Annotated in this window: 9 protein-coding genes; all 9 read left to right on the top strand. The window is 74.1% G+C overall.

Annotation, left to right across the window (positions count from 1 at the left end; all coding sequences use genetic code 11):
• The first annotated feature begins 100 nt into the window (after positions 1-100).
• The gene (gene murJ / locus BJ971_RS09665; protein ID WP_239087486.1) at positions 101-1,714 is read left to right on the top strand and encodes a murein biosynthesis integral membrane protein MurJ; all 1,614 of its coding nucleotides are present in this window, start codon (positions 101-103) and stop codon (positions 1,712-1,714) included.
• On the top strand, positions 1,711-2,838 hold the full coding sequence (locus tag BJ971_RS09670) for a glycosyltransferase family 4 protein (RefSeq protein ID WP_184991749.1): 1,128 nt from the start codon (positions 1,711-1,713) through the stop codon (positions 2,836-2,838). The genes murJ and BJ971_RS09670 overlap by 4 nt, the downstream gene beginning before the upstream one ends.
• A gap of 5 nt (positions 2,839-2,843) precedes the next feature.
• Positions 2,844-5,246, top strand: coding sequence for an alkaline phosphatase family protein (locus BJ971_RS09675; RefSeq protein WP_184991750.1), 2,403 nt, complete (start codon positions 2,844-2,846; stop codon positions 5,244-5,246).
• Positions 5,247-5,386: 140 nt separating this feature from the next.
• Positions 5,387-7,105: a CTP synthase gene (gene pyrG, locus BJ971_RS09680; RefSeq protein ID WP_184991751.1), complete on the top strand. Its 1,719-nt coding sequence runs from the start codon at positions 5,387-5,389 to the stop codon at positions 7,103-7,105.
• A complete protein-coding gene (locus tag BJ971_RS09685) occupies positions 7,102-7,698 on the top strand; it encodes an NUDIX domain-containing protein (protein WP_184991753.1) in 597 nt (198 codons plus the stop codon). The genes pyrG and BJ971_RS09685 overlap by 4 nt, the downstream gene beginning before the upstream one ends.
• Before the next feature lie 195 nt (positions 7,699-7,893).
• Positions 7,894-9,009, top strand: a complete 1,116-nt coding sequence (ald, locus tag BJ971_RS09690; protein WP_184991755.1) for an alanine dehydrogenase — start codon at positions 7,894-7,896, stop codon at positions 9,007-9,009.
• Complete coding sequence (locus BJ971_RS09695; protein ID WP_184998753.1) at positions 9,006-9,941, top strand: site-specific tyrosine recombinase XerD; 936 nt, start codon at positions 9,006-9,008, stop codon at positions 9,939-9,941. The genes ald and BJ971_RS09695 overlap by 4 nt, the downstream gene beginning before the upstream one ends.
• Before the next feature lie 111 nt (positions 9,942-10,052).
• Positions 10,053-10,982, top strand: coding sequence for a ParA family protein (locus BJ971_RS09700; protein WP_184991757.1), 930 nt, complete (start codon positions 10,053-10,055; stop codon positions 10,980-10,982).
• Position 10,983: 1 nt separating this feature from the next.
• Positions 10,984-11,652: a zinc metalloprotease gene (locus BJ971_RS09705; protein ID WP_184991760.1), complete on the top strand. Its 669-nt coding sequence runs from the start codon at positions 10,984-10,986 to the stop codon at positions 11,650-11,652.
• The last annotated feature ends 32 nt before the right edge of the window (positions 11,653-11,684 follow it).

Here is an 11,684-nt window from a genome sequence, read left to right on the forward strand (position 1 = left end):
GGGGGAGTCGCGCGGGTCATGGCGGCCTGCGCCGGGCCCCGCTCGCGACGCGCAACCTGGACCTCGGCTCGGCGACGCCATGACCCGCGAGACACCCCCTGTGCCCGCGGCGCGTTTCGGCGCCGGGCGCATCGCCGGCGCGGCGGCACTGATCGCCGGGCTGACCGTGCTCGCCCGGATCGCGGGCTTCGGCCGCACCGTCGTCTTCATCGGCACGGTCGAGGCGAACACGCTCGGCGACCTCTACTCCGCCGCCAACACGGTCCCGAACATCGTCTTCGAGCTCGTCGCCGGCGGCGCGCTGGCGAGCCTGGTGGTGCCGCTGCTGGCGGGCGCGGTCGCCGCGGGGGACCGGGACCGGGTCAACGCCGTCACGTCCGCGCTGCTGACCTGGGCGCTGCTGCTGCTCGTTCCGCTGGCGATCGCGGTGGCGCTGTTCGCCGGGCACATCGTCGGGCTGCTGCCGAACATGCCGCCCGACGCGCACGAGGTCGGCGCCCGGATGCTGCGGGTCTTCGCGCCCCAGCTGCCCCTGTACGGGGTCGGCATCGTGCTCGCCGGGGTGCTCCAGGCACACCACCGGTTCGCCTGGCCGGTCATCGCCCCGCTGCTGTCCAGCGTCGTGGTGATGGGCGCCTACCTGACGTACGCGCTGGTGGACGGCCGGGGCAGCGACCTGCGCGGGCTGAGCACCGGCGGCGAGCTCGTACTGTCGCTGGGCACCACGCTCGGCGTGGTCGTGCTCAGCCTGTGCCTGCTGATCCCGCTGCGCGGCCTGCGCCTGCGGCTGCGCCCGGCGCTGCGCTTCCCGGGCGACGCCGGCCGCCAGGTCGTCCGGCTCGGCTGGGCGGGCGCGGTCACCGTCGGTTCCCAGCAGGTCATGATCGTCGTGGTGATGCTGCTGGCGGCCGGCAAGGGCGACTTCACCACCTTCAACCTGGCGCAGGCGCTGTACCTGCTGCCGTGGGCGGTGCTTGCCGTTCCGCTCGCCACTGCCGCATATCCGACATTGGCCGCGACGGCCGAGCGCGGCGACGAGGACGGCTACCGCGCCGCCCTGGCCGGCACCGCCCGGACCGTGGCGCTGCTGGCCTGTCTCGGCGGCGCGGCCCTGTTCGCGCTCGCCGGGCCGGTGGCGCGGCTGCTCGGCACGCCGCAGGCCGCGCCGGGCATCGCCGGCTTCGCGCCGGGCCTGCTCGGGTTCGCGCTGTTCGCGCTGCTCTCCCGCGCGCTGTACGCCCGCGGGGCGACCGCGGCCGCCGCGGCGGCGACCGCGGCGGGCTGGGCTGTCGCCGCCGGCGCCGCCCTGGCGCTGGTCGGCGCCCTGCCCGGCGCCGACCGGGTGCTGTCGCTGAGCCTGGCCAACAGTGTGGGCATGCTCACCCTGGGTGTGTTGCTGGTCGCCGTGGTACGCCGCCGCGCCGGTGCCGCGGCGCTCGCGGGGCTGCCGCGCGCGACCGGCGTGGGTATCGTTGCGGCGGTCGTCGCCGGGCTGGCGGGCTGGGGTGTCGTCGAGGGGATTCGGCATGCGTTCGGCTCGACCCCGGCAGGGTGGGTGAGCGTGCTCTCGGGCATGCTGGGCGGTGTCGTGGTGTTGGTCGTCTTCGTCGCGGTCGTCTACCCGCTGGACCGCCACGACCTGCGGCCCCTGGTGGCCAAGGCGACGGCACGGATCCGCCGGAGTTCGGCGCCGGACGGGAGGGAACCGACGTGACCGACACAGCGCAGCCGTGGCACGGCTCGGTGGCCCTGGTGCTGGGCTCCAGCACCGGCGGCGTCGGTCAGCACGTCGCCTCGCTGGTGCGCGGCCTGCTCGCCGCCGGATGCCGGGTCCTGGTCTGCGGCCCGGTCGCCACCGACGAGTTGTTCGGCTTCTCCGTCGCCGGCGCCGAGTTCTTCTCGGTGGAGATCCCGGCCAACCCCGGCCCGCAGGACTCCAGCGCGGTCCGGTCGCTGCGCCGGGCCCTGGCCGGCCGCGACGTCGACGTCGTGCACGCGCACGGGCTGCGCGCCGCGTTCGTCGCCTCGCTCGCCCGTCCCGCCGCGCCGCTCGTGGTCACCTGGCACAACGCGGTGCTCGCCCGCGGCCTGCGCGGGCAGGCGTCCGCGCTCGTCGAACGGATCGTGGCCCGGGCGGCGACGCTCACCCTCGGCGCGTCCGAGGACCTGGTCGCCCGCGCCGTCTCGCTGGGCGCCCGCGCCGCCCGCCTCGGCGCGGTGTCCGCGCCGACGCTCGCACCGGCCCGGCGCACCCGGGCCGCCGTGCGCGCCGAGTTCCGGCTGCCGCCGGGCACCCCGCTGATCCTCGCCGTCGGCCGGCTGCACCCGCAGAAGCGCTACGACGTGCTGCTCGAGGCCGCCGCGCGGTGGCGTGGCCTCAAGCCCGCGCCGGTGGTCGTGGTGGCGGGCTCCGGGCCGAGCTACATGGTGCTCGCCCAGCGGGCGTCGGAGCTGCACGCGAAGTTCTACCTGCTCGGGCACCGCCACGACGTGCCGGACCTGCTGGCCGGCGCCGACCTTGCCGTGATCACCAGCGACTGGGAGGCCCGGCAGCTGTTCGCACAGGAGGCGCTGCGCGCCGGGGTGCCGCTGGTCAGCACGGCGGTCGGCGGGCTGCCGGAGCTGGTCGGCGACGCCGCGCTGCTGATAGCGCCGGGCGACGTCGACGCGCTCGACACCGCAGTCCGCGGCCTGCTCGCCGACCCGGAGCGGCTTGCCGACTACGCCGCCCGCGGGCCGCGGCAGGCGGCGACCTGGCCGACCGAGGAGGACACCGTCGCGGACGTACTCGCCGCCTACTCGTCGGTGACCGCCGGCGCCCGGGCGGGCCAGGGATGAGCGAAGTGGAACCCGCCCACCCCGGCCCGGAGGCGTCCGAGGCCGGTGCGGGCCGGGACGGCGCCGCGCGCCCGCGCGCCAAGGCGCCCGCGGTGGCGCGCCGGCGGCCGGGCCGGTGGCCCGGCCGGGCCTGGCGCAGCCTGCGCCGCGGGCCGAGACCCGACTCCGCGCCGCCGTCCCGGGTGCGCGGCGGCCGCACCTGGCTGCCGTACGTGCTGATCGTGCTCGCGGCCGGCGCCAGCATCGCCGGCCTGGCCGTGCGTCCCGCCACCGGTGCGCCGCAGGACACCGCCGACTACGTCATCGTGGCCGGCGCCGCCGGCCTGCGCTGGGAGGACCTCGACCCGCAGCGCACACCCGCGCTGTGGCGGCAGGCGACCCTCGGCTCGATCGGCTGGCTCTCCGTGCGCTCCGCGCACCACACCACCTGCCCCGCGGACGGCTGGCTCACCCTCGGCGCCGGCAACCACGCGATCTGGAACGACCAGCGCATCGACGATCAGTGCCCGGCGGTCGCCCCGGCGCTGGAGCAGCCGGACGGCATCGGCGCGAACCTGCCGCAGCTCGGCGGCGTGGTGCGGGAGAACCAGGACAATCAGCCGTACGGGGCGGTGCCGGGCGCGCTGGCCGAGTCGCTGCGGTGCACCGTCGCGGTCGGGCCGGGAGCCGCGGTCGCGGCGGCCCGACCGTTCGGCCGCGTGGACCGCTACGCGGAGTCGCTGCCGCCGGACCCGCGGAACCTGCTGTCGCTGTGCGTGCTCAGCGTGGTCGACCTCGGCACCATCACCGGCACCGGCGCCGAGCGGGAGTCGCTCGTCGCGCAGGCGGACGCGACGCTGGCGCGGGTCGTCGCCGCCCGGCCCGAGCGCTCGGTGGTGATGGTCGCGGGGGTCTCGGACACCGACACCACCTCGCGGCTGCACGTGGCGATCGCCGAGGGTCCGGGCTGGCGGGGCGGCTGGCTGTCCTCCGCGGGCACCGGCCGCGACGGCTACGTGCAGCTTGTCGACCTCGCGCCGACCGTGCTCACCTCGCTGGGCCGGCCGGAACCCGCGCGGCTGTTCAGCGGGCACAGCGCGTTCTCGGCGCCCGGGCGTCCCAGGGATCCGGCGGACGCGGTGCTCGGCGTGCACAACGCGGACCGGCGCGCGGGCGCGCAGCTGGGCATCGCCGGCACGTTCTTCACCGCGCTCGCCGCCGTACAGCTTGCGGTGTTCCTGCTTGTCGTGCCGCTGATGATCCGGGCGCGGCGGCATGCCGGGCCGACCGGCCCGGCCGCGGCGCCGAAGTGGCGCGGGCTCGCCGTCGAGGTGCTGCTGATCGCCGCGGCCCTGGCCATCCCGGCCGCGCTGCTCGCCGACGCGTCGCCGTGGTGGCGCACGGACCATCCCGGCCCGGTCTTCGCCCTGCTGACGCTCGCCCTGGTCGCGGCCGGCACCGCCGCGGTGCGCCTGGTGCCGCGCTACGCGCGCACGCTGTGGCCGATGGGCCTGGTCTCGGCCGTCTCCGCGGCCGTCATCGGTTTCGACCTGCTGACCGGCGCGCAGCTTCAGCTCAACGGCGTCGCCGGCTACTCGGCGCTGGAGGGCGCGCGCTACTCCGGCGTCGGCAGCGTCGGCCTGGGCATCTTCGTCGCCGGCATCCTGGGCGTCGCGGGCTGCCTCGCCCAGGCGGTGCGCCGCCCGTGGCGCCCCGTCGTGGTGGTGCTGATCGGCGGCTTCGGCGTCGTCGTGGTCGGCAGCCCGTACCTGGGCGCGGACCCGGTCGGCGCGATCGCGGTGACCGCCGGGGTGTGCGTCGCCGCCGCGATCAGCACGGGCGGCTGGCTGACGTTCCCGCGCTTCGCCTGGGCCGCCGTGGCCGGGCTGGCGGTGACCATCGGCTTCGCCGTGCTGGACCTGCGCCGGCCCGAGCACGAGCAGGGCAGCCTGGGCCGGGCGCTGACCGCGCTCGGCGACGGCACGGCCGGCCCGGCGATCCAGCGCGCGGCCACCTCCAACGCGCACGCCCTGGACAGCCCGCTGACGCTGCTGGCGGTCGTCGGCGTCCTGATGCTCGCCTTCTGCCGTTTCTCGCCCTGGGGCGGTCTCAACCGGGTCTTCGGCCTGCATCCGGCGCTGCGCGCGGCCCTGGCCGGCATCGCGGTGGCGACGCTGATCGCCGGGGTGCTCGGCGGCGCGGCGTTCGCCGTCACGGGCGCCGCGGCGGCCGTCGCCGTGCCGCTGGCCGTGCTGACGACGCTGAGGGTGCTCGAGCACGCGGCCGACCGCACCCGGCCGGAGGGCGGGACCGACGGTCCGGGCGGGCCCGGCCTGTCCATGCGCCCGATCCCGGTCCGGACCCGCCGGCGGACGCCCGCGCGTGCGGACAAATCCGACTCCGAGGGCGTGACCGTCCGCGGTGCGTGACCCGGACACGCGCGGCGACCAGCCCGGACGCTCGCCCGGCGGCGATGGTGTTACCGTGGAATCCCGTGGATGGCGCGATCAACGCGTTGGGTTGAGCGCCGGTCTGCACGATCGCATCTGACCGACCACGGGAGCAGGCCTTGGCAGCAACAGTTCGCGAGACGCGGCACATCTTCGTCACCGGGGGCGTCGCCTCCTCGCTGGGCAAGGGCCTCACCGCCTCCAGCCTCGGCAATCTGCTCACCGCGCGCGGACTGCGGGTGGTCATGCAGAAGCTGGACCCCTACCTGAACGTCGACCCCGGCACGATGAACCCGTTCCAGCACGGCGAGGTCTTCGTGACCGAGGACGGTGCCGAGACGGACCTCGACGTCGGCCACTACGAGCGTTTCCTGGACCGGGCGCTGTCGGCGAAGGCCAACGTCACCACCGGCCAGATCTACTCGGCCGTCATCGCCAAGGAGCGCCGCGGCGAGTACCTCGGCGACACCGTGCAGGTCATCCCGCACGTCACCAACGAGATCAAGGAGCGCATCTTCGCGATGGCCGCTCCCGACGAGTTCGGCCGCACGCCGGACGTCGTCATCACCGAGGTCGGCGGCACCGTCGGCGACATGGAGTCGCTGCCGTTCCTCGAGGCGATCCGCCAGGTGCGCCACGAGATCGGCCGGGACCACGTCTTCTACCTGCACGTCTCGCTGGTGCCGTACCTGGCGCCGTCGGGCGAGCTGAAGACCAAGCCGACCCAGCACTCGGTCGCCACGCTGCGCAACATCGGTATCCAGCCGGACGCGCTGGTCTGCCGCAGCGACCGGGAGATCCCGGAGAAGCTCAAGCACAAGCTGTCGCTCTACTGCGACGTCGACCGCGAGGCCGTCGTCGCGGCGCCGGACGCGCCGAGCATCTACGACATCCCCAAGGTGCTGCACCGCGAGGGCCTGGACGCGTACGTGGTGCGGCGGCTGGGCCTGTCGTTCCGCGACGTGGACTGGTCGACCTGGGACGACCTGCTCGAGCGGGTGCACCACCCGCGCCGCACGATCACCGTCGCGCTGGTCGGCAAGTACGTCGACCTGCCGGACGCGTACCTGTCGGTGAGCGAGGCGATCCGGGCGGCCGGCTTCGCCAACCACGCCCGGGTGCAGCTGCGCTGGGTGCCCAGCGACGACTGCGACACCGCGGCCGGCGCGGCACACGCGCTCAAGGGCGTCGACGGCATCGTCATCCCCGGCGGCTTCGGCATCCGCGGTATCGAGGGCAAGATCAACACTTCCCGGTACGCCCGGGAGAACGCGATCCCGATCCTCGGGCTGTGCCTGGGCCTCCAGTGCATGACGATCGACGCCGCGCGCAACATGGCCGGGCTCGAGGGCGCCAACTCGCTCGAGTTCGACGAGCGCGCCGCGCACCCGGTCATCTCCACGATGGCCGACCAGCAGGACATCGTCGCGGGCAAGGGCGACCTGGGCGGCACCATGCGCCTCGGCGCGTACCCGGCGGCGCTGGCGCAGGGCTCGGTGGTCGCGGAGGCGTACGGCAGCAACGAGATCTCCGAGCGGCACCGCCACCGCTACGAGGTCAACAACGCCTACCGGGACCGGCTGAGCAAGGCCGGCCTGAGGTTCTCCGGCACCTCGCCCGACGGGCGGCTGGTGGAGTTCATCGAGCTGGACCGCGAGCAGCACCCGTTCTTCGTGGCCACCCAGGCGCACCCGGAGCTCAAGAGCCGGCCGACCCGGGCGCACCCGCTGTTCGCGGCGTTCGTGCACGCCGCCGTGGAGTACGCGGCCGCCGACGAGCTGCCGGTGGAGGTCGCGGAGCCGAACCACGCCGTCAAGGCGGCGGTCGCGGCCTCATGACCTCGTTCGCGCACGAGGTCGTCTCCCGTACGGAGCGGTACTCCGGGCCGATCTTCACGGTCCACACCGACGAGGTGACGATGCCCGGCGGGCGGGTCGCCAAGCGGGACGTCGTGGTCAACAAGAACGCCGTCGTGGTCGTCGCCATGGACGACGTCGGCCGGGTCGTGCTGATCAGGCAGTACCGGCACCCGCTCGGCACGAAGCTCTGGGAGCTGCCCGCGGGCCTGCGCGACGTGGCGGGCGAGGACCTGGCGCTCACCGCCGCCCGCGAGCTGGCGGAGGAGGCCGACCTCAACGCGGCCCGCTTCGACCTGCTCATCGACCTGCACACCTCGCCGGGTTTCAGCGCCGAGACGGTCCGGGTATTCCTGGCCCGGGAGCTGTCGCCGGTGCCGCAGGAGGAGCGGCACGAGCGGTACGACGAGGAGGCCGACATCGAGATCGCCTGGTACGACCTCGACGAGGCCGTCGCCATGGTGCTGCGCGGCGAGATCACCAACGCGGCCGCGGCCGGCGGGCTCCTCGCCGCCGCCCGGGCCCGCGACGACGGCTGGGCGACCCTGCGCCCGGCCGGCACCCCGCCGATCTGAGCGCCGGCCGGCACGCCTCCGCACCGGAGACGTGCCGGCCGGGTGTTCTGGGCCACACCGGCTACGGCGGCCGACTTCTTGATCTTCGGTCGTCAGATCGGCAGTATCTTCCACTTGGTGGGACGGTATTCTGCGAAGCAGCCCGTCTCGGGTATGAGCCATCGACGTCTCTCCCGGAAAGGACGGTGTCGACTCGTGAAGGTCGGCATTCCGAGCGAAGTCAAGAACAACGAGTTTCGAGTGGCGATCACCCCCGCGGGGGTCTTCGAGCTGAACCGGGCGGGCCACGAGGTCTTCGTGCAGGCCGGCGCGGGCGCCGGCTCCTCGATCAACGACGCGGACTTCGCCGCCGCGGGCGCCACGATCCTGGAGGGCCCCGACGCCGTCTGGGCCGCCGGCGACCTGATCCTCAAGGTCAAGGAGCCGATCGCCGAGGAGTACGGCCGCATGCGTGAGGGCCAGGTGCTCTTCACCTACCTGCACCTCGCGGCGTCGAAGGAGTGCACCGACGCGCTCATCGACCGCAAGGTCACCGGCATCGCCTACGAGACCGTCGAGCTGCCCGACCGCAGCCTGCCGCTGCTCGCCCCGATGTCCGAGGTCGCGGGCCGGCTCGCGCCGCAGGTCGGCTCGTACCACCTGATGCGCTCCGGCGGCGGCCGCGGCGTGCTCATGGGCGGCGTCCCCGGCGTCTACCAGGCCAAGGTCGTCGTCATCGGCGCCGGCGTCTCGGGCATGAACGCGGCGGCGATCGCGCTGGGCATGCAGGCCGAGGTGCTGGTGCTCGACAAGAACATCGCCCGGCTCCGCGCGGCCGACGCCGACTACCGCGGGCACCTCCAGACGATCGCGTCGAACGCGTACGAGATCGAGAAGGCCGTCATCGACGCCGACCTGGTGATCGGCGCGGTCCTGGTGCCCGGCGCGAAGGCGCCGAACCTGATCTCCAACGAGCTCGTCTCGCGGATGAAGCCGGGCAGCGTGCTCGTCGACATCGCGATCGACCAGGGTGGCTGCTTCGAGGACTCGCGGCCGACCACGCACGCGGACCCGGTCTACCGGGTGCACGAGTCGATGTTCTACTGCGTCGCGAACATGCCCGGCGCGGTGCCGCACACCAGCACGTACGCGCTGACGAACGTGACCCTGCCGTACGCGCTGGAGCTGGCGAACCGGGGCTGGCGCGACGCGGTCCTGGCCGACCCGGCGCTGGCGCTCGGGCTGAACACCCACGGCGGGCACGTCACCTACGGCCCGGTCGCCGAGGCGCACGGCATGCACGCGTACACCCTGGCCGAGGTGCTCAGCTGAGTTCACCGGCGGCGGAACCGGCGTTGCGGCGGGCCGTGCGGACCTACCTCGACCACCTCACGGTCGAGCGCGGCCTGTCCCGTAACACCCTGGCCTCGTACCGGCGGGACCTGGACCGTTATCTCGAGACCCTGGCCGCGGCCGGCGTCGGCGATCTCGCCGCCGTCACCGCGGCCGAGGTCGAGGGGCACCTCGCGCGGCTGCGCGAGGGCGACCCGGAGCATCCGGCGCTGTCGGCCGCGTCGGCGGCGCGGGCCGTGAGCGCCGTGCGCGGCCTGCACCGCTTCGCCGCCCGCGAGGGCATCGTCGCGCACGACGTGAGCCGCGAGGTGAAGCCGCCCGCGCCGCCCAAGCGCCTGCCCAAGGCGCTCGACGTCGACCAGGTCGCCCGCCTGCTCGCCGTCGCCGTCCCGCCGCGCGACCGGGCCCTGCTGGAATTCCTGTACGGCACCGGCGCGCGGATCTCCGAGGCGGTCGGGCTGGCCGTCGACGACCTGGCGCTGGGCGACGAGCCGACGGTCACGCTGCACGGCAAGGGCGGGCGCACCCGGTTCGTGCCGGTCGGCCGCTACGCCCGGGAGGCGCTGGAGGCCTACCTCGTCCAGGTCCGGCCCGCGCTGGCCGCCGCCGGCCGCGGCACCCCGGCGGTGTTCCTCAACGCACGCGGCGGTCCACTCTCGCGGCAGAGCGCCTGGACGATCCTGCACCGCGCCGCGGAGAGCGCCGGGCTGCCCGTCGAGGGCCCGCACGCGGTGTCGCCCCACACCCTGCGGCACTCCTACGCCACCCACCTGCTCGACGGCGGCGCGGACGTCCGGGTGGTGCAGGAACTGCTCGGGCACGCCTGGGTGACGACCACTCAGGTCTACACGCTGGTGACAGTGGACCGACTTCGGGAGGTGTACGCGACCTCCCACCCGCGGGCTCGTTGAACGGTGTGCGTGAGTAGACGCGACACGCCGGACGGCTGACCCCGGCAGGGCGGCCTCTGTGGCGTACAGTCGGGCATCGGCTCCGGCTGCGGGTCGAGAGGGGGCAGGAAAATGACCGGGAACCATGACCGCGCCGAGGCGTGGACCTCGGCCCTGCGCGACCAGCAGAGCTCCATGGATCTCGGTGCCGACCTCGGCCCGGCCGACCCGACGGCCTACACGATGCGCAGGCCGATCCCCGAGCCGATGCCGACCGACCGGCACGGCCCGGCGCGGATCATCGCGCTCGCCAACCAGAAGGGTGGCGTCGGCAAGACCACGACGACCATCAACCTGGGCGCCGCCCTCGCCGAATACGGCCGCAAGGTGCTGCTCGTCGACTTCGACCCGCAGGGCGCCTGCTCGGTCGGCCTCGGCGTCAACCCGCACAACCTCGACCTGAGCGTCTACAACCTGCTGATGCAGGACGACGTCACCGCCGAGGACGTCATCATCAAGACGGACGTGGCCGGGCTGCACCTGCTGCCGGCCAACATCGACCTGTCCGCGGCCGAGATCCAGCTGGTCAACGAGGTCGCCCGCGAGATGGCCCTGGCGCGGGTGCTGCGCACCGTGCGCAAGGAGTACGACTTCATCCTGATCGACTGCCAGCCCTCGCTGGGCCTGCTGGCGATCAACGCGCTCACCATCGCGCACGGCGTGCTCATCCCGCTCGAGTGCGAGTTCTTCAGCCTGCGCGGCGTCGCCCTGCTGCTCGACACGATCGACAAGGTCCGCGAGCGGCTCAACTTCGACCTCGAGCTCGAGGGCATCCTTGCGACCATGTACGACAGTCGCACCACGCACTGCCGTCAGGTGCTCCAGCGGGTCGTCGAGGCGTTCGGCGACAAGGTCTACCAGACGGTCATCACCAAGACGGTGAAGTTCCCGGAGTCCACGGTGGCCGGCGCGCCGATCACCAGCCTGGACCCGGCGTCGTCGGGCGCCCGCAACTACCGCCAGCTCGCCCGCGAGGTCATCGCCGCGCAGGCGGAGCGCTAGCTTGCTCTTCGCCCTCGGCGAACCGGTCGCGTTCGCCGCGCTGGTCGGCGCCTTCCTCATCGGCCTGCTGCTGCGTGCACTCGCCATCCGGATCACGGCGCGCGCCCTGCGGCTCAGCGACCGCCGGGATCCGGTGTCGCCGCGGCTGCGCGAGGACGTCGACCCGTTCGGCGCCGTCGCGGCGGCGGTCGGCGGCATGGGCTGGGGCAAGTCGATCTCGGTCGACGAGGTGCCGCGCCACCAGGGTCGTGGCCGGGCGGCGGCGGTCTTCGCCGCGGGCCCGGTGGCCTGCGTCCTGGTCTCCCAGGTCCTGTTCGCGGCCTACGCGACCCTGTACCCGGGCTTCCTGTTGTCGGTGTTGCATCCCTCGGACGTGCTGCGCGGGTTCGCACTGCCGCTGGGGGAGCAGGTGCTGCTCTGCCTGGCGGTGGGGCTGCTGACCTTCGGCCTGCTGGCGCTGATCCCGATCCCGCCGCTGGACGGCTTCGGCATCCTGTGGTCGGCGCAGCGGCGCCCGGGGCCGGGCATGCAGAAGATGCGGCTCTGGTTCGAGGACAAGAACATCGGCGTGCTGGTCCTGCTGGTCTGCTGCTTCTTCCCGTTCCAGTACCCGTTCCTGCTGATGATCCTGGACGCGCTAGGCGTGCTCTTCCTGCGCGTGTGGGGCTGACGGTCTCGTCGGGCCGTTCCCCGTCGCCCTGC

Origin of the sequence: Amorphoplanes digitatis (assembly GCF_014205335.1) — a bacterium.
GTDB classification, from domain to species: Bacteria; Actinomycetota; Actinomycetes; order Mycobacteriales; family Micromonosporaceae; genus Actinoplanes; species Actinoplanes digitatus.

Bases quoted from the DNA above. Each gene is read 5' to 3' on its own strand.
- BJ971_RS09685 (WP_184991753.1), top strand. From the start codon at position 7,102: ATGACCTCGTTCGCGCACGAGGTCGTCTCCCGTACGGAGCGGTACTCC.
- BJ971_RS09700 (WP_184991757.1), top strand. From the start codon at position 10,053: ATGACCGGGAACCATGACCGCGCCGAGGCGTGGACCTCGGCCCTGCGC.